Annotated in this window: 22 protein-coding genes; all 22 read right to left on the reverse strand. The window is 34.3% G+C overall.

The features are described 5' to 3' along the window. Positions 1-91: 91 nt before the first annotated feature. Positions 92-958: a 2-oxoacid:ferredoxin oxidoreductase subunit beta gene (locus ACQKOG_RS00760; RefSeq protein WP_402868052.1), complete on the reverse strand. Its 867-nt coding sequence runs from the start codon at positions 956-958 to the stop codon at positions 92-94. After that, positions 958-2,697 (reverse strand): 2-oxoacid:acceptor oxidoreductase subunit alpha, encoded by a 1,740-nt coding sequence (locus ACQKOG_RS00765; RefSeq protein WP_402868054.1) that lies wholly within the window; start codon positions 2,695-2,697, stop codon positions 958-960. Before ACQKOG_RS00765 ends, ACQKOG_RS00760 begins: the two co-directional genes overlap by 1 nt. Positions 2,698-3,007: 310 nt before the next feature. Then, positions 3,008-3,274 carry a stage V sporulation protein S gene (locus tag ACQKOG_RS00770; protein ID WP_010858535.1) on the reverse strand — a complete coding sequence of 89 codons (267 nt, stop codon included), beginning with the start codon at positions 3,272-3,274 and terminating at the stop codon, positions 3,008-3,010. Between the two features lie 441 nt (positions 3,275-3,715). Further along, positions 3,716-4,513 carry a TIGR00282 family metallophosphoesterase gene (locus ACQKOG_RS00775; RefSeq protein WP_370075147.1) on the reverse strand — a complete coding sequence of 266 codons (798 nt, stop codon included), beginning with the start codon at positions 4,511-4,513 and terminating at the stop codon, positions 3,716-3,718. Positions 4,514-4,628: 115 nt separating this feature from the next. Next, positions 4,629-5,336, reverse strand: a complete 708-nt coding sequence (locus tag ACQKOG_RS00780; RefSeq protein WP_370075148.1) for a CpsD/CapB family tyrosine-protein kinase — start codon at positions 5,334-5,336, stop codon at positions 4,629-4,631. Positions 5,337-5,338: 2 nt separating this feature from the next. After that, the gene (locus ACQKOG_RS00785; protein WP_370075149.1) at positions 5,339-6,052 is read right to left on the reverse strand and encodes a YveK family protein; all 714 of its coding nucleotides are present in this window, start codon (positions 6,050-6,052) and stop codon (positions 5,339-5,341) included. 301 nt (positions 6,053-6,353) lie between these two features. Continuing rightward, a complete protein-coding gene (locus ACQKOG_RS00790) occupies positions 6,354-7,706 on the reverse strand; it encodes a glucose-6-phosphate isomerase (protein WP_427444448.1) in 1,353 nt (450 codons plus the stop codon). A gap of 45 nt (positions 7,707-7,751) precedes the next feature. Then, the gene (gene galU / locus ACQKOG_RS00795) at positions 7,752-8,645 is read right to left on the reverse strand and encodes a UTP--glucose-1-phosphate uridylyltransferase GalU (RefSeq protein WP_427444451.1); all 894 of its coding nucleotides are present in this window, start codon (positions 8,643-8,645) and stop codon (positions 7,752-7,754) included. Positions 8,646-9,081: 436 nt separating this feature from the next. Continuing rightward, positions 9,082-9,972 carry a glucose-1-phosphate thymidylyltransferase RfbA gene (gene rfbA, locus ACQKOG_RS00800; protein WP_427444454.1) on the reverse strand — a complete coding sequence of 297 codons (891 nt, stop codon included), beginning with the start codon at positions 9,970-9,972 and terminating at the stop codon, positions 9,082-9,084. A 278-nt stretch (positions 9,973-10,250) separates the two neighbouring features. Further along, entirely contained in the window at positions 10,251-11,024 is a 774-nt protein-coding gene (locus tag ACQKOG_RS00805) for a glycosyltransferase family 2 protein (RefSeq protein WP_370075153.1), read from the reverse strand. 9 nt (positions 11,025-11,033) lie between these two features. Then, complete coding sequence (locus ACQKOG_RS00810) at positions 11,034-12,071, reverse strand: glycosyltransferase family 2 protein (RefSeq protein ID WP_427444457.1); 1,038 nt, start codon at positions 12,069-12,071, stop codon at positions 11,034-11,036. Between the two features lie 25 nt (positions 12,072-12,096). Next, on the reverse strand, positions 12,097-13,317 hold the full coding sequence (locus ACQKOG_RS00815; RefSeq protein WP_427444460.1) for an O-antigen ligase family protein: 1,221 nt from the start codon (positions 13,315-13,317) through the stop codon (positions 12,097-12,099). A 247-nt stretch (positions 13,318-13,564) separates the two neighbouring features. Next, positions 13,565-14,521 carry a glycosyltransferase family 2 protein gene (locus tag ACQKOG_RS00820; protein WP_427444462.1) on the reverse strand — a complete coding sequence of 319 codons (957 nt, stop codon included), beginning with the start codon at positions 14,519-14,521 and terminating at the stop codon, positions 13,565-13,567. Between the two features lie 403 nt (positions 14,522-14,924). Beyond that, positions 14,925-15,896, reverse strand: coding sequence for a UDP-glucose 4-epimerase GalE (gene galE, locus ACQKOG_RS00825; RefSeq protein ID WP_427444465.1), 972 nt, complete (start codon positions 15,894-15,896; stop codon positions 14,925-14,927). Between the two features lie 381 nt (positions 15,897-16,277). Next, on the reverse strand, positions 16,278-17,294 hold the full coding sequence (gene rfbB, locus ACQKOG_RS00830) for a dTDP-glucose 4,6-dehydratase (protein ID WP_402868071.1): 1,017 nt from the start codon (positions 17,292-17,294) through the stop codon (positions 16,278-16,280). Between the two features lie 14 nt (positions 17,295-17,308). After that, complete coding sequence (locus ACQKOG_RS00835; RefSeq protein ID WP_415730906.1) at positions 17,309-17,449, reverse strand: hypothetical protein; 141 nt, start codon at positions 17,447-17,449, stop codon at positions 17,309-17,311. After that, on the reverse strand, positions 17,446-18,138 hold the full coding sequence (locus ACQKOG_RS00840) for a WbqC family protein (RefSeq protein ID WP_370075158.1): 693 nt from the start codon (positions 18,136-18,138) through the stop codon (positions 17,446-17,448). The genes ACQKOG_RS00835 and ACQKOG_RS00840 overlap by 4 nt, the downstream gene beginning before the upstream one ends. Before the next feature lie 260 nt (positions 18,139-18,398). Next, the gene (locus ACQKOG_RS00845; protein ID WP_427444469.1) at positions 18,399-19,490 is read right to left on the reverse strand and encodes a DegT/DnrJ/EryC1/StrS family aminotransferase; all 1,092 of its coding nucleotides are present in this window, start codon (positions 19,488-19,490) and stop codon (positions 18,399-18,401) included. Continuing rightward, positions 19,487-20,728 (reverse strand): ATP-grasp domain-containing protein, encoded by a 1,242-nt coding sequence (locus tag ACQKOG_RS00850; RefSeq protein ID WP_427444472.1) that lies wholly within the window; start codon positions 20,726-20,728, stop codon positions 19,487-19,489. Before ACQKOG_RS00850 ends, ACQKOG_RS00845 begins: the two co-directional genes overlap by 4 nt. Beyond that, positions 20,725-22,212, reverse strand: a complete 1,488-nt coding sequence (locus ACQKOG_RS00855) for a lipopolysaccharide biosynthesis protein (protein WP_427444475.1) — start codon at positions 22,210-22,212, stop codon at positions 20,725-20,727. Before ACQKOG_RS00855 ends, ACQKOG_RS00850 begins: the two co-directional genes overlap by 4 nt. Further along, complete coding sequence (locus ACQKOG_RS00860; protein WP_370075162.1) at positions 22,197-23,171, reverse strand: glycosyltransferase family 2 protein; 975 nt, start codon at positions 23,169-23,171, stop codon at positions 22,197-22,199. The genes ACQKOG_RS00855 and ACQKOG_RS00860 overlap by 16 nt, the downstream gene beginning before the upstream one ends. 332 nt (positions 23,172-23,503) lie before the next feature. Then, positions 23,504-24,487 (reverse strand): ATP-grasp domain-containing protein, encoded by a 984-nt coding sequence (locus ACQKOG_RS00865; RefSeq protein WP_415730910.1) that lies wholly within the window; start codon positions 24,485-24,487, stop codon positions 23,504-23,506. Between the last annotated feature and the right edge of the window lie 21 nt (positions 24,488-24,508).

The following is a 24,508-nucleotide window of genomic DNA, read 5'->3' on the forward strand; positions in this document are numbered from 1 at the left end:
CAGCGAATACCTGCTACGTCGTTCCCCACGAATTACAAAAAAAAAAAGCATTTGGAATGTCATCATTCCAAATGCTTTGATTTTATCATTCTTACATAAATTCTTTCACTAATTCATTAAAATCATTTTCGCTCATTTTAATATCAATATCCGTTAATGGTAGCTCTGAATAGCCTGGTACTTTTTCTTGATATGAAGCTGTTTCAGTATCCTGATAAATAATACCTGTTACTAAACCTTCATGCTCCATCACTGTACGCATTGCCATACCACGGTCAGAATTGTCATAGCCTTCAATATCAGCAAGCTTCGTTAAGTTTTCTTTAAACCAATCATACGTGTTCACTTTGTTATACGTAACACAAGGTGAGAATACGTTGATGAATGAGAAGCCTTTATGATTAATGCCCGCTTCAATTAAAGCTGTTAACTCTTTAATATCCGTTGAGAAACCTTGTGCGACAAAAGTAGCTCCGCTTGTTAAAGCTACTTCTAATGGTTTTAATGAAGGCTCAATCGCACCACCTGGCGTAGATTTTGTAATAAACCCTGCAGCAGAACGTGGAGATGTTTGCCCCTTTGTTAAACCATAAATTTGGTTATCCATAACGACGTATGTGATGTCAATATTACGACGGATAGCATGAATTGTATGACCCATACCAATCGCAAATCCATCGCCGTCACCACCAGAAGCAATAACGTTTAACTCACGGTTAGCCATTTTTAAACCTTGTGCAATTGGTAATGCACGACCATGAATACCGTGGAAGCCGTAAGAATTAATGTAGCCTGAAATACGACCAGAACAGCCAATCCCAGAGATAACAGCTAGTTCGTTTGGTTCAATTCCAACGTTAGCCGCGGCGCGCTGAATCGCTGCTTGAACAGAGAAGTCACCACAGCCTGGGCACCAGTTTGGTTTCACTGTATTACGAAAATCCTTAAATGTTGCCATTAGCGAGTCAACTCCTTCACACGATTTTCTAATTCACCTGGCAAGAATGGTGTACCATCATATTTCGTAATAGTCTCGATTTTATCGTGACCACCAACATTCATCTTCATAATATTTGCCAATTGACCTGTGTAGTTATTTTCTACAACGATTACTTTTTTCGCTTTTGCTACAAGTGGTGCCACCTCAGCAGATGGGAATGGGTGAATTAAACGAATATGTGCATGGTTCACCTTCATACCTTGAACATTTAAGCGTTCTTGTACTTCTTCAATTGCTCCACGTGTTGAGTTAAAGCCCACTAATAAAACATCGGCTTCTTCGTGTGGCGCGTTTGAATATACTGGATGATCAAATTTCAATGCCGCTAGCTTACGGAAACGTTTATCCATTTGTACTTGACGGTTACCAGATGCTTCAGATGGTTTACCTGTTTCATCATGCTCAACCCCTGTTACATGGTGAATACCATTCATCGTACCAGGTAGCACACGTGGTGAAATACCATCTTCCGTATCTTCATAACGTTTGAAGTATGCTTTATCAGCTGCTTCTTCAATGTCGCCTGTAACAATTTTACCACGACGAATTTCAATTTTATTGTAATCGAATGGCTCTACAGATTGTTTACCAAGAGATAATTGCAAGTCAGTCATTAAAATAACTGGTAATTGTAATTCCTCTGCAATGTTAAATGCTTGGATTGTGTCAAAGAATGCTTCTTCCATTGTAGATGGTGCAATGACTACTTTTGGAATTTCACCATGTGTACCATATAACATCGCCATTAAATCTGATTGCTCTTGTTTTGTTGGTAATCCTGTAGATGGACCACCACGTTGTGTGTCAACAACAACTAGTGGCTGCTCTGTCATACCTGAAAGACCAAGTGCTTCCATCATTAATGAAAGACCAGGGCCAGCAGAAGCTGTAAAGGCACGAACACCACCAAAGTTTGCCCCAATTGCCATTGTCGCTGCAGCAATTTCGTCTTCTGTTTGAATAACCGCACCACCGAATTTCGGTAATTTTTTAATAAGATATTCCATAATCTCAGAAGCTGGTGTAATTGGGTAGGCTGCCATAAAGCGTGTCCCAGCTGCAAGTGCACCAAGTGCTACTGCATCGTTTCCGATCATGAACATACGGCGTTTACCGTCTGCTGGTGCTAAAGCCCAGTCACCTACACGATCGCCTAACAGCTCATTCATTAATTCATGACCGCGTGCAATGGCCTCCATATTTTTTTGAACAACTTCTTCACCTTTTTTGCCAAAAATATCATCAACAACATTTTGGAACACTTCGTCCTCTAGATTTAGCAATGAAGCTGTTGCTCCGATCGCCACCATATTTTTCATCAACGAAGTACCAAGCTCTGCCGCTACCTCTGTAAAAGGTACTACAAATAATGGCGCTTTTGAATCTTCTGGCTTCACTGGAGTAAATTTTGAATCCGCTAAAATAATGCCTGTTTCTGTTAATTCTTTATAATTGACGTCGATTGTTTCTTGATCGAACGCTACTAAAATATCTAAATCATCCGCAATTGAACGTACTTCTGTTGGACGAACTGTAATTTTATTATTCGTATGGCCACCTTTAATTCGAGAAGAGAAATGACGATAACCGTACAGGAAGTAACCTAAACGATTCATTGCCGTTGAGAAAATTTCGCCTGTACTTTCAATCCCTTCACCCTGTTGCCCACCGACTTTCCATGAAAGCTGATGTAACATGTCAACAACTCCTTAGATCCAATGTATATACTATTATTTTTCCTTCATAAGTTTAACACGAAGAAACGGTCTGCACTATTGTTATTCCTCGATTTAAAAGAAATTCAGACCTTTGACTGAAAATAGCGTTCATAAAGTTGTAATTTTAAAATCAATTAAGTTTAAAAAATTAATTTGCGGATTTCAAGTGACATTTAACATATTAGTATGTAGAGCATGGAGGATTCTCTTCCTCAAATCCCGATTGTCTTATAAACAAAAAAAATGCCTTGCAGCTTATTATGTGCAAGGCATTTTACTTTATTACTTTTTATCGAACACGTTTTTCCACAAGAAGCTTTAAGGCTGTACGTTCCTCACCAGCAATTAAAATATCGGCAAACGCCGGTGCGCAAATTAAATCCGTGCCACTTGGCGCTACAAATCCGCGTGCAATGGCCACTGCTTTCACGGCTTGGTTAAGTGCCCCTGCCCCAACTGCCTGCATTTCTGCTTGCCCTTTTTCTCTGATTACCGCGACTAATGCACCTGCAACTGAATTTGGATTAGAGCGTGATGATACTTTTAATGAATCCACAATTATTCCTCCCCGTTTCGCGAATAGTGTTTACGCTCAACAACTCATGTCCCCCTTGTTTGGACCTTAAGTTATTGTCGATAGGTCATTTTATGCTCGGCGAGAAGGAAATAGACTATTTTCATTTCTTATATATTGAAACAATCAAAAAAGACTGAAAATTTCATGTGGAAAATTTACTGGATCGATGAAATAAAGATATCATATTAAAAATAGTGGGGCTCATCAAAACGTGAGGGTGATTTCCGTTCCAGGCTACTCGCTTTGCTGCTGTAGCGAAAGCAAAGCGGCAGCTACAAAGCGCCCAGTCGGAACGGAAATCAACCCTCGTTTTGCCGAAGAGCCTTATTATATTTAATAGATGCTTTAATTTCATTGACATAACAGTTTTTCAACACAAAAAAACTATTGTGCATTTTTAATACACAATAGTTTCTCTTCTTATGCTTGGAACGGATAATCTTCGTTTATATAAATTCGCTCGCAACGTAGTGCTTTTCCTGTTTTATCATCAATCTCTACAAAGAAACCACTTAACACATCGCGTCCTTTTTTAGGCACTTCAAAACGAGATGGCATGTTTGTTTGGAATTTATAAATGACACTTTCCTTCGTCATCCCTAAAATTTCATCGTATGGACCTGTCATACCAACGTCCGTAATATAGGCTGTTCCATTTGGATAAATACGTGCATCAGCTGTTTGCACATGCGTATGTGTACCAACGACTGCTGAGGCCTTACCATCTAAGTGCCATCCAAGTGCAATTTTTTCACTAGTCGCTTCTGCATGAAAATCCACGAATACAAGCGGTGACGTTTTATGTGCTTCTTCGATTAATTTCTCTGCCATCGCAAACGGATCCTCATGAGGAGGTAAAAATACTCGTCCATGTAAATTAATAACAGATAGTGTTACACCGTTTTTTGAAATTTGCACCATTCCTTTACCTGGTGCATCATTTGAAAAGTTCGCCGGGCGTATTAAATACTCTGCATCATCAATAAAATCAAAAATATCTTTATTATCCCAAGTATGATTGCCCATTGTGATAACATCTACACCCATTTGCAATAGATCATTATAAATATTTCGTGTAATGCCGCGACCTGCTGCTGCATTTTCACCATTGGCAATAATAACGTCTGTGTTATATTTTCTCTTTAAGCGTGGTAAATATTTTTCCACTGCATCGCGGCCGATTGAACCGACGATATCCCCAATAAATAGTACTTTCATTTGCAAGACCACTCTTTCTTTAATTAGCATCTTTTAGTTTACCATCTACCCCTAGTAAATCGCAAAATAAAACGCAAACCCATCCTGGATTTGCGACTAAGAAAGTTATTAAATTTTAATTATCTGTATATTGATAATAATATTGGCTTTTTGGCATGCTATATTTATTTAACACAACACCAATAATATTGGCTTTCGAAGCAGCTAAGAGTGTTTTCGCTTTTCCTACATCCTCTTTTTCTGCAATACCCGCACCGACGATTAATAGCGAACCATCGCATTTATTAGATAAAATTTGAGCATCAGCTACAGGTAATAGCGGAGGGGTATCAAAAATGATAAGATCAAATTTTTGATTCACCTCTTCTAAAAATCTATCCATAGTATAGGATAACAGTAATTCCGCTGGATTCGTTGGGATTGGTCCACTTGTAATGATAAACAACCCTTCCACAGATGTGTCCTGTAATACTTCATCATATTGACATTTTCTTTCTAATATTGATGATAACCCAAATAAATTGATAATATTAAATATATTATGCAACGTCGGTTTACGCATATCAGCATCTACGAGCAATACCCGTTTTCCTTCTTGTGCAAAAACAACACCAAGATTGGCAGCATTTGTTGACTTTCCTTCACCTGGTATAGAAGACGTAACTACTATCGTTTTAAGACCTTGCTTTGGCATAGCAAACTTAATATTCGTACGAATGGTCTTAAATTGCTCAGAAATCATTGATTTCGCATCCAAAACTGTAATAAGTTGACGCGGTTTTGTTAACAGTTTCTGGTTCTTTTTCTTTTTGGAACGAAGCATTTTTATGTCCTCCTAGCTTTACGGGATTTATAATTTTTTTCGGTGGGAAAAGCACCAACCAACCCCATAATAGGCAATGCTAAATCTTCAATATCCGACTCCGTCTTTATTGTTGTATCTAAAAACTCCAACAATAGAGCAATCCCTACACTAATTACAAACCCAATTACGGCACCCATGACAATATTAAGTAGTTTATTTGGTTTCACAGGGCTAGAATCTTTACTTATTTTTGCCTCTGATAAAATATTTATATTATCAACATTCATTAGTTTCGGTATTTCTTCTTTAAATATAGTGGCAACTGTATTCGAGATGGTAACTGCTTTTTCTAAATCTGTATCTAAAACTTTAATATTAACCACTTTGGAGTTACTTTCGCTAGAAACGGTTATTTGCTCTGCCAACATTTCTGTTGTAATGTTTAGTTCAAGCTTATCAATAACTTTGTTTAAAATAGCAGGACTCTTAATAATAACATTATACGTATTGATTAATTGTAAATCCGTCTCTAGCTGTTGTGCCTGGGCATACGCTTCTTGATCATTAACTTTTTGATTCACTAAAAATTGCGTTTGTGCTTGATAGATAGGCGTAATTACAAAGTAACTTAGAGCAGCTGTAATGCCAATCGCAACAATAGTAAGACTTAGAATAAGGTATATACGCTTACGCAATATTTTAAATAATTTTTTCAAGTCAATTAGTTCTTCCACCTAAATTCCCTCCCTCGCCAAACCATTGTCGATGAATCAACTAAACGATTATATTTATCTTTCATATTGTTCGGCATCACTTTAATAGTTCCATTTACTTCGATTCTTCACCAAAACATGTACTGGATCGTATATACCACTATGGGTTGACGCTTTTCTTCAGGGCTTTCAACTTGTATACTGACGCTACACATAGTCGTAGAAAAACATTGCTGTTCCCGCTGGAGTCGCAACTTTTTTAAATTATCACTAAAGCACATTTAATCATAATTTCAATAGATTATTCATTTGCATTTCCCAATCAATATTCATTTCGAATATAAACGCTACTTTTTGGTAGTTCCATGCCTAATGAATCTATCTTGATGGAATTATTAAATGTTTGTAATAGTTCTAACGTCTTTCGTTTATATGCTTCTACACCTGGCTGATCAAACGGATTTACTCCTAGAAGACTTGCACTCATTGCACATGCCTTCATAAAGAAATAGATTAAATAACCTATGTGATAGGCATCTAGTTTTGGGAGCATCAATTGAATAACAGGTACACCACCCTCTGCATGAGCAAGTGCTGTCCCATTCATGGAAAGCCCATTAATTTCATTGAATGTTCGTTTCGATAGATAATTCAAACCATCCTCATCTCGCACATCATATGGCACTTTACAATCATTTTCTATTTCCTTAAAATGCAGTAATGTTTCAAATAGGATCGGACTTCCTTCTTGAATAAACTGACCTATAGCATGTAAATCAGTTGAATAATTAACTGTCGAAGGAAATAGACCTTTTCGCTGTTTCCCTTCACTTTCACCAAACAACTGCATCCACCATTCATGGAACTTACATAATGCAGGTTCAAATGAAGCGAGCAGCTCCACTCTATACCCTCGTTCAAACATCACATGTCGCAACACTGCATATTGATAGGCTTCATTTCGCTCTAGCGCTGTATCTTGCAATGCTAACGCAGCATCCCTAGCGCCTGCCATAAGCATCCGAATATCAACACCTGCAACCGCTGCTGGTAATAGCCCGACCGAAGTTAACACCGAATAGCGACCACCAATATCGGCTGGAATGGTAAATTGTCTATAACCTATGCGATCTGCTATCTGTTTCAAACGCCCGTTTTCCGCATCTGTCGTCACAATAATTCTGTCAACAGCCTCTTCTCCGTAACGTTTTTCCATAAACTGTCGTAACACACGAAATGCGAGTGCTGGTTCCATCGTTTCCCCAGACTTCGAAATGACGTTCACATACACACTTTTATTCGCTAAATATTGAAGCAAACTATCAATATAGGAACCACTCATATTTTGTCCAACATAGATCACTTCAATACCATCAGTAGGACGAGTAAAATAAGGTGACAACGCATCTTGGATGGCACGTGCCCCTAAAAATGATCCCCCCACGCCAATAACAACAAGTACATCTGCATACGCATGAATTTCTCGCTTAGTATCCTCAATACGCTGCAATAAAGCACGCTGATCTTCAAGAGGTACATGTAACCAACCCGTTAACATCTCGCTACTCTCCGCTAAATGACGGTGAATCCACTCTACTTCCGCCTCATATATTGACCAATCTTGCTTAGTCATTTCAAAATTGAAAATGCTCATTTGAATAGTACGAATCGTCAAATCATCTCGTCCAATCCTATAATTTGGAATTCCTACTGACGTAAATCATTTTAATTCGAAGTGACTCTCCCTAAGTTGCTTCACTTTATTCAACAGTAAATTGGTAATCGCTTCATGTAACTCATCACGATCCAACGCAAAATCAATAATTGTATTAATAAAGCCAATATGCTCTCCAACATCATAGCGGCTTCCTTCTATTTCAAATGCAAATACACGCTGACAACTATTTAATGCTTCAATCGCATCTGTTAATTGAATTTCACCGCCCTTACCTTTTTTTTGTTCATCTAAAAAGGTGAAAATTTCTGGAGTTAAAATATACCTTCCTATGATTGCAAAATTTGAGGGGGCATCTCCGAAAGCAGGTTTCTCGATAAATTCCCTTACTTCCATCAAACGATTTTCTGTTGAAATCGGGTCAATGATTCCATAACGATGAACATCTACATCTGGAACCTTTTGCACACCTATAATACTCGAATACGTTTGATCATATTGCTCGATTAATTGTTTCAGACACGGAATCTCATTTTTCACAATATCATCCCCTAAAAGTACTGCAAAAGGTTCTTCCCCAATAAATTTACGTGCACACCATATCGCATGACCAAGGCCTAGAGGTTCCTTCTGACGAATATAGTGTATATCTACTTTAGAGGAGGCCTTTACTTTCTCAAGCATATCGAACTTCCCTTTTTCTAGTAAATTTGCCTCGAGCTCAAACGCATTATCAAAATGATCCTCAATTGCCCTTTTATTTTTACCAGTAACAATAATGATATCCTCAATACCTGAAGCTACTGCCTCTTCAACGATATATTGAATAGTCGGTTTATCAACAATCGGCAACATTTCCTTCGGCATTGCCTTGGTAGCTGGCAAAAAACGCGTACCTAATCCTGCTGCGGGTATAATGGCTTTACGTATTCTTTTCATTTAATCTCCCTTCGTGTAAGGCTGTCCTCTCCTATGGCATGTTGTTAATTTATTAATTCACGATCACGATTTAATTTACTTTTTAATATATTAATAACGATTACTTTTTATTCAAATATGTAATTGTCTTTTCCAATTTTAGTTAGTAATTATAAAAGTGCTACCTTATGCAGCAAACATTACAAAAGATAGCACTTTTCATTCTCATTAATACTGGCTCGTCACCAAAACTCGAGAATGACATCTGGCTAAGAGATATTTTAATATTAAAATACTGGGTAATTGGAGTGAAGGGTTAACCAGTGTATCTAACAACATTCACCTTCCGCTACAGAGCAAAGTTTCATTGCCTCCAATAAATCCCACTTCACCCGTGACAAGCCCATTTTTTGTCCATCATTTCACCTTCGCTTTAACAATTCCCACTATAAAACCGCTACACGAAAATATGAGATTGCTTAAATGATTGAGAAGCTTCCATTAAATATTTCCCATAGTCTGTTTTCATCAGCGGTTTCGCAAGTTCAATTAACTGTTGTTTTGTAATATACCCTTTTCTGAAAGCAATTTCTTCTATACAAGCAATGTACAACCCTTGCCTTTTTTGAATAGCTTCTACAAAATTTGATGCTTCTAGTAATGACTCATGCGTTCCAGTATCTAACCACGCCAACCCACGTCCGGTAAGTTCCACCTTTAATTCGCCTTTGAGTAAATATTCTCCAATAATCGATGTAATCTCTAATTCTCCTCGTGCTGACGGTTTTACTTTTTTGGCGATGGCCACTACATTATTATCAAAAAAATACAAACCCGGTACAGCATAGGAAGATTTCGGAAATGCAGGTTTTTCTTCTATTGAAATAGCATTCATTTGCTCATCCACTTCAACGACTCCATAGGCTCTTGGATCGTTGACATAACAACCAAAAATTATACTCCCAGTCTTTAATGTAGCCGCTTCTTGTAATAGAACACTGAAATTGGAACCGTAGAAAATATTATCGCCTAACACTAAAGCGACCGACGAATCTCCAATAAATGACTCTCCGATAATGAAAGCCTCGGCTAAACCATTCGGATACTCTTGAATGGCATAATCAATAGACATACCCAAGTCTTGACCGTCACCTAAAAGCTCTCTAAATCCAGTCACATCACGAGGTGTTGATATAATAAGTACCTCTGTAATACCAGCAAGCATTAATACAGACAGTGGATAATAAATCATAGGTTTGTCATAAACCGGCAATATTTGTTTTGAAACCGACTTTGTCAGCGGATAAAGCCGCGTCCCTGAACCTCCTGCTAATATAATTCCTTTCATCCATATCCCCCCATACCTAAGACGTGTTCATCACTTACTTTACTAATTCGTATGTGCTAACTTTTTATTTCGTTAAACATCATGGCATCAATAGCGGAAAGGCTCGGTATAAAATCATTTTCTTTATTGGTCGTAAGGGGTTATCGTTGGTTTAATAAATTCTATCTTTAAGTCATGTTCTTGATATTTTTCTGAATCATAAAATTCTTTACCTCTAATTGCATTTAGCCTTATACCTCAAATGCTTTTATATCTGTTCAAGAGCCTTTTCACCATTCTTAACCTGTCAATCTAGTTGAAACGTATTTTATCGAAATATTAAGCAAGAAAATACACATCCGGTAGACAGATTGAATTGTCGTCATACCAAGATGATTTTTATAAATTTTCCAGTTCCACGTTATACCTTTGAATTTATTTCTGCTTATGGAACCTGGTGTAATTCGATAATAAGCTAATACTTCATCCATTCCGTATGCCTTTATCTCATAATCTTTTAAAATATCTAGCCAAAGAACATAATCTTCATGCTTAGTCTCCTTGAAAAATGGTTTAGCTATTTTACGTGTATCTAATACAACTGTTAAACATCCAATGTAATTAACACGCAATAATTTTTTATAATCCACTGGTTTTTTGCATACCTTAACAATTTTTCGTGTTCGTTTATTATTTTCTGTTATTTCTTGATATTGTGTATAGGAAAATGCCACATCAAGTTCTTGCATGAAATCGAGTTGTTTGGATAATTTTTCAGGATGCCATAAATCATCACTATCAAGAAAAGCTAAAAATTGTCCTTTTGCTTTTTCAATACCAGCATTTCTAGCATTCGCAACACCACCGTTTTGTGTCAAATTAATAATTTTTATTCGACTATCCTTATATCCTAGTAGTATTTGCTGACTATTGTCTGTTGACTTGTCATTAATAATTATCAATTCCCAATTTTTGTACGTTTGATTTAGAACAGATTCAATGGATTGGCCAACATACTTATCCGCATTGTAAACAGGCATAATAATTGAAACTAGAAAGTTATTTTTATGCAATAAACCATCCTATTTCATAATATTTTTAAATGTATATGCGAGGATCAAATTAAACTTTAATGTATAACAAACTGCATACATCTTGACGAATAAAGGTGTCAATAATTTTGTTCGATTACTCTGACAGTATGCTATTACTTCTTTATTTGTTTTCAAAATAGCCATTAATTGCATTATTTCTCTATTTTGCGTTTTATCAATAGCCGCTGTTATTTGTGAAATGCTTGCACCCGATTTGACATAGTTTTTTAGTGAACTATTAAACAAATGGAATACTAAGATAGAGTATATACTTGTCATATCCAAATTATTCCTTTTTAAATAATCGATGTACTTTTCCGCCAAGTTTAAGTACTGTTCTATAATTTCAGGTTTAGGTTGTTGCATGAGCGAACCATTTCGTTGCAAATAATTATAAAAAGATGAATCGATACTTATTATTTTTTTTATATGCACTAAGTAATATAGATTAAATAGCTTATCTTCTGAGAATATCTCACTATTTGGTTCAAATCGTATATGGTGTTCTTTAATAATCGTATTTTTATACAATTTATTACAAACTTCATCCCCATGTTTGTAGTTAAAGAAGTATTCATATAGGTATCCTTTTAAACCTAACTTCCCAATATCGATTGTCTCATGCTTAATTTCTAAAAAATTCTTCTCTATTTTTTCTTCGTATACTTTCGTATAATCACATACTACTAATTCTGCTTCATGCTGTTCCATTTCATGTACCATGGATTCAATCATATTCAACTCTATCCAATCATCAGCATCCACGAATATGATATAAGTTCCACTGACCTTATCTAATGCAGCATTTCTTGCAGAAGACAGGCCCCCGTTCGGCTTATGAATTACTTTAATCCTTGAATCTTCAACAGCTAATTCATCCACTATCTTTCCACAATTATCCGCTGAACCATCATTGACTAAAAATATTTCTAGATTTGTATACGTTTGATTTTGAACTGATTGTACACATTTTTGTAAGTATTGCTCTACATTATAAATTGGAATAATTACACTGACTAACTTCATAGTTTCCCCCAATTTTATAATTTTTTTATTCAAACTTAATCTGTTCACGGTACAGATATTCTTTTTCTGTAATACTGTATCGCCAAATAAGCGCTAGAAATAAAAATAGATATTCACTCGCAATTAGTGAAAGGAACATTAAAGAAATTGAAATTGAAACATAAGTCCCTAGGAGAAATACCTTTGATTTATCCATCCTTACAATGAACATTATTCTAAAAAATAATAGTGTCCAAAATATAAAGAATAATCCAAAGCCAATTACACCCGACTCAACTAATATTTCTAAAAAAGTATTGTGCATATAAATTCCTTCACCAAAAAATTCCGCACTATAATCCCTAAAATTATAAATACCAATTCCTTGTACAGGATGGTTTGAAAAGAGTGACAAACCATTGTTCCATATTTCAACTCTGCCACTACCGCCATCCTTACCAACAGATTCCATTCTTTTTATCAAAATCTGATAGATATCGATATGCGTCACTTTTAATACGGTAAAGTAACTTATCCATGTAATTACAGGTACGACAAAAAAAATTTTTATTTTTGTTTTTACAGTAAAAAAAGCGATAGTAATCACAACCCCTATTAAGGTTGCTAATATGCCCCCCCTTGAAAAAGTTAGTAAAGTTGTAATTAAAGCTAAAACAAATCCAATCTTCCCTTTATTGTCTTTCATATTTACTAGGAAAAAGAACAAGAAGAACGAATTGGATACAACAAATATATTAGGGTCTGATAAAATACCGATTAATCGGGGCATATTTCTATCTAGCATTAAGCCATAAACTCTAATGCCATTCCCATAAAAATTAAATTTATTAGAAATTAAACCAAATAGATAAAACAATAATGAAATTACGTTATATAGTATTCCTACTGTCCCAATTATTCGTTCAAATTCTTTTAATGTAATATTAGAAAATAAAAATTTATATATAAAGTATGAAAAAAGGCCGATTAAAATAGCAATAGTCAAACGAATACTTGCCAACGGATATGTAGAAAATACTCCAGTAAAACAGTAGAAAACATAGAAGAAAATCATAAAGGTTTCATGAATTTGAGGCTTATGAAAAACAATTTTACTAAGGGTAAGCATAAAAATTACGACCATTAATACCATATGTGGTTTTAACGAAAAACCAATGTTTACATTCAGATTACCTAAAAAAACACTGAATACTAAAATAAATATTAGAAAATAATTATTTGAAATTCTTTTTTTTTCGTAAATCACTTTTCTCTCCCCTTACTACCCCTCTTTAAGAGTGCAAACTAATAGTGCTTTTTCAGGTCAAGAATCTGCCACCATTTCTTTATAATGCCAGTAGGTTGAAAACCGACTAACACGTCGCAATTTTCATAAGCAGCACATAGCAAATAATCTTTCGTAAAAAGCATCGAAACCTGCTCTTGATTGCCTCGGAGCACTCGTCCTCTCTCATCAACCGCGCATGCGTAATGTGTATGCTTGGCAATTACTATCACCTTTTAACTAGTCTAATAGTTCTGATAAATAACATATTTTTACACCTTTCAAAGAAATATTTCGAGGTTTTTAAGGCGAGAATTAAATTTAATACCATTTTAAAGAATTCGCCTTCTTCTTTATAAACTAATGCTTTCTTAAAATAGAGCTGTGTTTTATCAAAATTTTCTACCTTATTTTGTGTAGTCCTCTTATTTACATACTTATCAATTTCTGATTGGTTAATTAAATCAATATTTTTATAGTTTTTTTGTAAATACTTCGCAGATAAAAATTGTTTTAAAGCATTCGATCTTGAAATACTAATAGAATTGAGCCTATAAGTAAGCGTTACATCATTACAATTACCAATCCGATATTTTTGGGAGCACCGCAATAAAAAATCATAATCTTCACAGGTGTGTAAATTCCGATATCCATTTAAGTCAGTATATACTTCTCTTTTGACAAACCATGTTGGATGAGGAATACAATTATCATATTTCAAAATACTATTAATAATATTATTTGAAACGGGATGATTAGAAGATTTTTGTATAACATTCCCACTCTCATCAATACTTCTAATTTTCGATCCAATTAAGTCATAGTTATACTTTTTCAAATAAAGCAATTGCTTTTCTAGTCTGTTATTATCTGAGATGTCATCCGCATCCATTCTTGCTATATATTCACCCTTACAATATTCTAAAGCTTTATTTAAACTATTGGTTAGTCCGATGTTTTTATCATTTTCAACAACGATTATACGCTCATCTCTATTTGCATAATCAGATACAACTCTTTTAATCATAGTATTATCTGGATTATCTAATACAATAATAAATTCAATTTTTGAATATGTTTGATTCAAAATCGATTCAATACTCGCTTTTAACCATTCCATCTTTTCATTATAAATACTCATTATTACTGAAATTAGATCTTCATTATACACATCCCCATTAGTCATGATCCCACTGATGAAATTTATGGCTATCCTTTTCTTTCTTATTAAAAAGATTGGTCACGAAAGCCAAAAACTATCAAATTAAAATGCTGACATCATTCTATTGCGAAATTCCACGATTGGTGGAAAAATTCCGGTAACTATAAGAATATGCTTTTCAATTTGTATATGAAAAACTTAGCCTCGTTTGTACAAACACTTTGCTATTTACTACTTATATGAAGGTGAATTTCTCTTTATACATGGTGAAGAACTTTCAATTGTTATTCAAAAGTAAACAAATTGACTAATTGGTGAAAAATATAAAAGTGCTAACTTTTACACCTGGTTTTAGGTAAAATTCAGCACTTTTGTTATAACGATGAATATTTTAGTCAATCACATTTCAAATTAAGTTCTAAGCCCTTCAGTATCTTTGATTGTTATGCCATTTCCAAGCATCTTCAATAATTTCCACTAAGCTTTTTTCTGCCCTCCACCCAAGTTCATCAAAAATCTTTTTAGATGAAGCAATAAGTCTAGCAGGATCTCCTTCACGTCTTTCAGAGAGTTCAATATTTGCCCTTTTACCTGTTACTGCCTCGCAAGTTTCTATTACTTCTTTTACTGTATAGCCACGACCATTCCCTAAGTTATAAATTGCCTCTTTATTTTTATTCTCAAGTAATGAATTCAAGGCAAAAATATGTGCTATTGCTAAATCTGTAACGTGTATATAATCACGAATGCATGTGCCATCGGGTGTTTTATAGTCTGTACCATAAATACACACCTTCTCCCTATCACCAGCCAAATGTTGCAATACAATTGGAATAAGATGCGTTTCTGGGTTATGGCTTTCGCCAATTTCCGCTGTTTCATAGGCCCCGGCTGCGTTAAAATATCTTAAAACTACGTAACGTAAATCATAGGCTGTTGCATAATCCATGAGAACTTGTTCAATCATAAGCTTTGATCTTCCATAAGGATTTATTGGATTTGGCACAATTGTTTCATCAATCATGTTTAGGTTAGGAACCCCATATGTCGCAGCAGTTGACGAAAATATAATATTTTTCACGTTATACTTTAACATTACACTTAATAAAGTTAATGTAGATATAACGTTATTCTCATAATATTTCTGCGGATTTACTACAGATTCACCGACTAGACTACTCGCAGCAAAGTGCATTACTGCTTTAATGGAATATTGCGAAAAAACGTGCTCCAAATCGCTTCTTTTTCCTAAATCCCCCTGCACAAAAATCGCCTTTTCATCAATCGACTCCCGGTGACCAGTTGAAAGATTATCCAATACAATAACTGCTTCTTTCTTCACTAACTCTTTTACAAGATGACTACCTATATATCCCGCTCCACCGATAACTAATATCAAATGGTTGTCTCCCTTTTCATTTTTCTTTTACTAATAATACGCGCTTTGAAAATAGCCATAGTTGCGCGAAAGCCTATTATTTTACACAAAACACTAGCGATTATATGGTTATTATTATTTCGATATTGTAATAAAAATCGATTTTCTTTAACAGAAGAAAGTATTTGTTTTCTTTCTTCTCTGTCTACGAATCCCGCAAGCTTTATACAGAAATAATATCTATTTAGCAATAATCATTTATTTCATCTTATGTCATGAATTATGAGCCAAGTTCTCTTCGCTAAATTTTGAAGCTTTTTGGACTTCAATCTTTTCTAGATGCTATCAATAATTGAGGTGTTTGAATTGTAATTTTCGTCTGAGCTTTTCTAGCTTCCATCATCATAAATATTGCTTTTCAAAATACTGTCGATATTGTCCACTTATAATTTGCTCCCACCATGTGTTGTTTTCAACATACCAATGAATCGTTTGCGCAATGCCAGTTTCAAATGTGTATATGGGCTTCCAACCTAATTGCTCTATTTTAGTTGGGTCAATGGCATAGCGTTTATCATGAGCTAAACGATCTGTTACATACTTTATAAGTTTTTCTGATTTCCCTAATGTCTTAATAATTGTTTGAACAACTTCTAAATTGGTGCGTTCATTATGCCCACCAATATTATATATCTCTCCGTTGACACCTTCATGTAACACCAAATCAATGGCCGTACAATGATCAAAAACATGTAACCAATCTCGTATGTTTTGTCCGTCACCATATATAGGAATTTTTTCATCCTTTAACACACGAGAAATAGTTAAAGGAATTAATTTTTCTGGAAACTGATATGGTCCATAGTTATTCGAACAACGCGTAATATTCATTGGTAATCCATATGTTTTATAATAAGCACGGACTAAACAATCAGAAGAAGCTTTACTTGCACTATAAGGGCTATTTGGTAGTAATGATGTCTCTTCTGTAAAAAAAGTAGATGGTTCAAAATCCAATTCCCCATAAACTTCATCCGTAGATACATGGACAAATTTTGAAATACCTACTTGCATCGCTGCTTCTAATAATACTTGTGTCCCTAATACATTTGTTCGAACAAATACCGATGGATCTGTAATTGAGCGGTCCACATGACTTTCTGCTGCAAAATGAACCACATAATCGAATTGTTCCTTCTTAAAAAAAGTCATAACCAACTCACGATTTACAATATCGCCTTTTACAAATGTATAGTTATCATTTGTTTCAAATGCTCGATGTTTACCTAGATCACCTGCATACGTCAATAAATCTAAATTATAAATTTCATAGGAAGGATACTTACAAATTAAATATTGGATAAAATTACCTCCGATAAAGCCTGCACCGCCAGTAACTAATATTTTTTTCTTTACCATCATTCCTACCTCTTTCAATGTATTGTTGTAAGTGAATGATCCAAGGCATAAGGTACTTCCAGCAAATACTTACCATATTCTGTTTTCATAAGTGGTTGAGCAAGCTCCTCTTTCTTTTTATATTGCTCAATATCGTTATTTTTCGTTTTTATCATCTAACTAATTCATGAATATCTAACATTTCTTTAATTTTACTAATATCGTTAAACATCATGACGTCAATTATTGAAAGGCCAGGCATAAAATCATTTGAGTATTGTTTGTATGGTGTTAGTATTGGCTGAATAAATTGAATTTCCAAATCATTGTCTATATATTTTTGCTGATTGTAAAAATCCTTGCCACCAATCGCATTAATATAGGTAGTCGCATTTAATGCCCTAGATACTTTAATTCCCCATTCATCTGCTGCATTAGCCTCTTTAATAGTAGGGAATTTTTGCGACAGAATAGTAATACTCGTTTCTATACCTAATAATGTGCAAGTCTTTCTTAGAACTAAAGTAATGAATTGACTTAAATTGCTGTTACTATTTGTTAAACAATCCGTTACGAATTCCATAACATTCATAAAAAATGGCGCGTTTTTATAAAATATTAATTGATTGAGAATCTTTTCTTGCCAATGCATATTACTATTTATGACAATGTCTTTAATTTTAGTTTCTCTAGAAGCTTTACATACTGGAACATTGAAATATATACTTTTTCCATGCTCACTCAAGATTCGGTTCCTATTTATCCAACTTCTTCTCGTATATTGAGCATTATCAAAAATGACAAATTCATCTACCGAGTGTATCAGTTGGAAATATCCTAGATACGGAAAAAAATAAGGTTGCATTAAGGCTATCCTCATTCTAAGTGTCCCTTCTTAAGTTAATAAAACTACTAATAAGTATCTTGATCATCATGGAATTCTAACTCCATGTAAATTTCCTCTTGTCTACAAAATACAATATAAAGATCATCTTTTGGAAATTAGAGGAACGAAGTAAAGATATTGTTCTCTCCCATTCCAATATTTTTTCATTAAATTAAATAGCCCTTCTACTATATAATTTATGGCTTGCAAATTCTTTTGTTTTACAGATAACTTGTACACTATTCTTTCAAAAGTATACAAATTTTATCTACATCTTCTAGCATGAGATCCCCATACAATGGTAATGTTAAAACTCTCTCTGCAATATATTTTGCGACAGGTGTATCTTCAGCATTGAACTTTTCTCTGAAACATTCAAAGCTATTCGTTAAAGGATAAAAATACTTTCGGGGAAAAATATTATGTTTCATTAATTTCTCATACACTTCATCCCGCGAAAGTTGGAAACCATCAAATACAACAGGGAGGTATGCATAATTACTCGACACATCTTTTGGAGGAGGCAATAATTTAATACCTCTGATACTACTGAGATGTTCAACATATCTCTCAAATACTTTCTTTCGCTTCCCTATTTCCATATCTATATTCCGGAGATTGCACAAACCCATTGCTGCTTGAAATTCATTCATCTTAGCATTACCACCTATATACTGAATTGTTTCAGGTCCAGTAATACCAAAATTTTTATAAATATTTAATAAGTCTTTTATGTTAGAATCTTTAATGGTTAGTGCTCCACCCTCAATAGTGTGAAAAACTTTAGTTGCATGGAAACTAAACATGGAAGCATCACCAAAGTTTGCAACACTTTCACCATCTACCGTTACCCCGAAGGCATGAGCAGCATCAAATATGACCTTTAGATTATATTTACTTGCTATACTTTCAATCTCTTTTATATTACATACATTTCCGTACACATGAACGGCTATAATAGCGGAAGTTTTATCTGTTATTAACCTTTCAATATTATCTGTTTCTATGGTGTAATCATTAAGATTAATGTCAGCAAAAACTGGTGTTAAACCTTTTCGTACGATTGCATGCGTTGTCGATGCAAATGTAAAAGGTGTGGTGATAACTTCGCCAGTTAATTGAAATGCTTCAATCGCGTATTCTAATGCTAGGTGCCCGTTAGAAAATAGCGTAATATTTTTTGTATTCAAATACCGTTTCAATTCAGTTTCTAAAGCATTATGCTTTACACCCATGTTGGTCAACCAGCGACTATCCCAAAGATCTCTAATTTCTTCAGAGAATTCCGTAAAACCAGGCATTGATGATTGTGTTACTTGAATAGGCTTCATATATTCACCTTCTTGACGTTATTTATTTTCACAAATGAATACTCAACATTTACCTTCACGAAGTTTGTGATATGCTCCATTTTTTCTAACATGTCATCTTCTGAAGGAAATTGTAGTATCATAGTGCCCAATTTTTCATTAGATCCTGAAAATGCTTTAATGTGACTTTTTGATTTAACTAGCAATTCATATTCAACAATGCCATTTTCTATTTCATCATGCATTTCCACATTTATAAATACTCCGCTAGTTTCACTATTCAATACATACACCGACCAATATCCTTGTGGTTCAACCATAGTCAAATCATTACAATCCTCACCTAAAGCCGCCTTAATAGTATATTCGATCATATCTACACCAGTTGCATATTTTGTTACTTGTGGAATCCAATCGCCACCATTCCTAGCAGCTATCTCAATAAGATAAATATTTTCTTGTTCGTCCACTCGAATATCAAAATTATAGGCACCTGATTTCATATTGAGTAAAGTCAACGCTCTTTGAATCTCTTTATGAATTTTTTGTTGAATATGCTCAGACATTTTGCATGGCCAGCTTGAACCAACTGGGACAAATGGATTTGGTGATGCTAATGTCGGAAAGTGCTCATTCGTAAAACTACGAAAAACAAGCTTTCCATTTACAGAAAAACCATCCCCCCCAACATGATAACCATGCTTTTCTATATACTCTTCCACAATAAAACGTTTCACTTTCGAAAAACTTAAAGCGTACTCTATTTTTTCCTGCAAAATGTCAATGGAATCTATTTTTGAGACTCCTCTACTGCCTGAAGAATCAACAGGTTTTATCATTACAGGCATTTTAAAATCATGAAAATCAGCTTTAGCTTCTTCCACCGCTCGATAGCCCTTTCCTCTTGGAACGTTAAAATTATTATTCTTCTGAAACTCCCGAAACAAATCCTTATTTGACAATATCTCTACAGATTCATAAGGATGTGACGGTAGTCCTAGCCTTTCAGCAACATAAGCCGCAGTAGGTGCTGCAGGTTCAGACGCATAACTAACTATGCCATCAATGTTTAACGATTTTGCTAATGATAAGACACCTTCCTTATCCGTAGTGTTGACATTATAGTAATCATGAGCATATTGATGCCCTGGATTTTCTTTTATATAATCACAAGTAATAACATAGTGACCCATTTCTCTTGCTTTTTTTATTGCTGGAATTTGAGAATGTGCACCACCAAGCATTAATAATTTTTTCATTCTGTGGCCTCCTCATTTACAATAATTTTAGTAGTGGTATTCCTTCTAAACAGACCTTTTATAATCGATAGTAAATAAGTAAAGGCATCAAAATTAAATACTTTTGCTAACCCTACATATAAAACGATCCCTATAATTATTTGAATAATGAGCGTCACAATCTCAGTCAACCCAATCAAGTGGATTGGAAAAACAATAGCCCCCATCACTAAAGATGTTAGCAAAGATGGTTTTATATCTCTCCACTGTTCTTGAATGCTATAGTTTAGTAATTGTAAATTTGGATATGCGTTAATAAAAGTCGATAAAATTCCAACTCCGAGCACTCCTAAAGCCATCATATGAACACCGAATGGGATACTGACAGCTAAAATAATCAATCCTAATATAGTTTTCACAATTTCTAGTTTTAAAAAAATATCACTACGTCCCAAAGCGTTAATTGCTTGTAAATTTGCAGTATGTATAGGCCATAATGCATAACTAATACAAAAAATTTGTAAGAATGGCACGGAAGGTAGCCATTTTTCTGTTAACAAAATTTTAACTAAAGGCTCAGCAATAGCTACAAGTCCGAACATCATCGGAAAAATTACAAATGAGCTCATAATGATTGAACGACGTACCATAGCCTTAACTCTTTCTGTATTATCTTGATGGAAGGATAAAGTAGGAAACATTACGGATTGTATTGAACCATTAATGTTGTTAATAATTACGCTAGGAAATTGCTCACCCCGATTATAAAAACCTAATAATGCAGGGCTATACATTTTACCAATTAGTAGATTCCGAATGTTGGAATTAATGGTATCAATCAATGATGAAGCTAATAATTTCCATCCAAACACAAATAAACTTCCGAGCCTCTCCATTGAAAAGATAAGCTTCGGTCGCCAATTTACTGTAAACCATAAAATGACCGTTACTATAAGCTGGTTTGTAATTTGATGTCCAATTAAAGCCCAAACTCCATATCCTGCATAGGCCATTGTTATACCAACAACACCAGATATAATAACGGCTCCCAAACTACTAAAGAACAGTTTTTTAAACTGCATATTGCGTGCAATAACTGCATGTTGAATTGAATTAAACGCACCGAAAAACAATGTTAAGGAAAGAATTCTTAAGACAGATAGTAGTTGGGGTTCTGCAAAAAATGAGGCTATGAATGGGGCTATAAAAAAGAGTATGACATACAGGTTAATGGCAACAAATAAGTTTAAATAAAATACAGATGAATAATCCGCTTCATCCACTTTTTTCTTTTGTATCAATGCTGTGTTAAATCCACTCTGCACTATCACACCAGCTATTGTTATGAAAATGGTAACTAGAACGAGTAACCCAAAGTCCTCTGGAAGAAGTAGACGGGCTAGTACAATCAACACCATAAATTGAATTCCCTGCGTCCCTCCTCGTTCTAACAGCTTCCATAATAGAGAAGAAAGGACTTTAGATTTTGTTATATCATCGTCCAATTTATGATCCTCCTTTTAACAAATCTAAGAAGCTTTGAGATACTTGGACTATATTGATTTATAAATAATATTGTTTTTTTCTTTAATCCTAAATTTAAATATAGCTCTCTATATTCTCCTGTTTTTGCTTCTTTAAATCTCCCCTGTTCAAGTAAAAGGAAAAACTGAGTACTATTCTTTCTCCTATCAATAGCATCCTTAAATTTATTGTTCGTATATAGATTTATTTCATCCAACATATCTTCTATTTCACGATAATGCTGCTTCTTTGTTTCTATATCAGAAAAAGTTCTGCCTGTCCAAGAAGTACTATCACCTACTCGATACGAAGACATCAACTCATCCATATAGTACACCGTACCTAGCAATGATAAATAAATAGCTAAAGGGTAATCGCCAACAGGGGCATTTACAAGAAAGTCTGGTCCCTCCTTCCCAAACTTCAGTCGGTAAAACATGGAATTTGTTAAAAAAAGACCTCCTCCTCCTTCAATTACTTCTTCAACTGAGAATTCCTTATTTCCTTTATTTAGACGGTTAAATAATACACATTTCTTATCCGAAGCATTTACTACATTTCCACCATGAACACATAGGCTACATTCAGGATGCTTCTCCATATAATCGAATTGTTTTTGTAATTTATAAGGATCTATCCAATAATCATCCCCCTCACAAATAGCAATATATTTCCCGCTTGCTCTGCTAATATTAATTGTACTTACAGAAACACCTTTGGAATACTGATTTTCAGTTTGATAGATAGGCTTTATCAAATTAGGGTATTTCTTCTCATATTCTCTAATAATGTCTGCAGTTCTATCTGTCGAGGCATCATCATGTATTAATATTTCAAATTTGAAATTTGTTTTTTGCATTAAAAAACTTTCAATCGCATCCGCTATATATTGTTCGTGATTATACGCGAGACAGTGAATACTGACCAAGATATTTTCCACCTGATTTTCTCCCCCTGATTGTAGTACTAACTGTTTTTTTCTCTCAATCTATAAATTCATTTCCGCTTTATAGCGATTAATTATTAATAAAACCAAAACAGGAAGGTATACTCGATTTTTATCCTAATATACGAAGTTAGTTTATACTTTATTCCACCAGCGTCGCATTAAAATAATTCAACGCGTTTCTGGAAACGAATTTTCTGCAATATTATTTAGACATAAAAAAGCCTTTATAATGGTTGGGTGGTAGTAAATCATCCAAATCCAAAATAAAGGACATAAGCATGGATAAGTTTACACGAAAAACATCCGCTCCCTCTCTGTTAATTCTAAACACCTATTATTTCGTTTGCTGCTTTAAACATAATCCTTTCATATTTCATCATTAAAATACCATCACTGTAGTTGCCAATATTCTTCACATTCGTTTTACCATTTATATTGTTTATTAATAATTCAAGGAAGTTTACACCGCACCCGTAAGCACATATATAATTCGCACCAAACCTAGGATTGATTTCCCCTATATAATATTCTCCATTAACCTTGAACACATCTACATCAATAGGACCAGTAATATTGAGTTTATTAGATAAATCTTCAATAAGGTCAAATAGCTTAAGATCCTTATAAGAAATGACTTTATCAGCACCACCTATAGTCACTGAGAGTTTTTCCTTTGCAAATATTGATACCATTTTTTGTGAATTAATATCAATATATGCATCTATATCATACTCAGTACCATTTAAAAACTCCTGTATTATATTTTTATGTCCATTATGAAAACTCTTTTCTAGTTCTTTCAAATTGGTACATTTAATAACTCCCCTACTACCATCAGCACTATTTGGTTTGACTATTACAGGGAACGAGATTTTATTTTTACTATAATCATCTTCAAAAGTTTCTAAATCATTGTATGACTTTGCACAGCGAATCCCATTTGTTGTCAAAAATTCATATGTTAAATACTTGTCATCACAAGTCTTTGCAATACTTAAATTAGGTAAGATTGGGATAACCCCAATTTCTTTAAATTTATCAATATTTTTAGAGAGAACCATTATATCTTTATCTAACATAGTTAGAATTGCTTTAACTTTATTCTCTTTACAAATTTCCAAAAGTTCTTCAACATAATTATCAGCTTCTAACGATGGTACTATATATGAATTTTCCACCGAATATAGGGCTGGTAATATATTTGAATTACCTGTAGCTATTATCTCCATGTTAAATTTCGCAAATTCACGATTAAACACTTCTAACATTTCTACTCTTTTTCCAGGACAGCTAATAAGAATATTCATCCGGCATTTCTCCTTTAAGGT

This window comes from Lysinibacillus sp. NPDC093216, assembly GCF_050280325.1.
Lineage (GTDB): Bacteria > Bacillota > Bacilli > Bacillales_A > Planococcaceae > Lysinibacillus.